The following is a 301-nucleotide window of genomic DNA, read 5'->3' as shown; positions in this document are numbered from 1 at the left end:
GAGCGCCCGATGCGCCCGGAGATGGGCGCGGCGACCTTGGTGTAGGCCAGGTTGATCTCGGCGTTGCGCAGGGCGGCCCTGGCAGATTCCACCTGGGCTTCGTTCTGCCGCTGCATGGACAGCGCATCGTCGGCTTCCTGCTTGCTGATCGCCTGCTCCTTGACCAGGGCGCCATAGCGCTGGGCCTTGAGCCGGTTGGAGGCCAGGGTCGCCTGGGCCTGGGCCAGCGACGCCTTGGCCGAGTTGACGTTGGCCTCGTAGGTGCGCGGATCGATCTGATACAACTGCTGGCCGGCCTTGA

1 protein-coding gene is annotated in these 301 nt (G+C 67.4%); it reads right to left on the bottom strand.

The features are described 5' to 3' along the window. Positions 1–301 (bottom strand): efflux RND transporter periplasmic adaptor subunit (locus tag GSQ95_RS22655; RefSeq protein WP_372240137.1); only part of this gene is annotated, 301 nt, incomplete at both ends.

Source organism: Pseudomonas sp. BAV 4579, from assembly GCF_009765395.1.
GTDB lineage: Bacteria > Pseudomonadota > Gammaproteobacteria > Pseudomonadales > Pseudomonadaceae > Chryseomonas > Chryseomonas aestiva.
The sequence above is the reverse complement of the archived record's forward strand: the minus strand, read 5'-3'. Positions and strand labels throughout refer to the sequence as shown.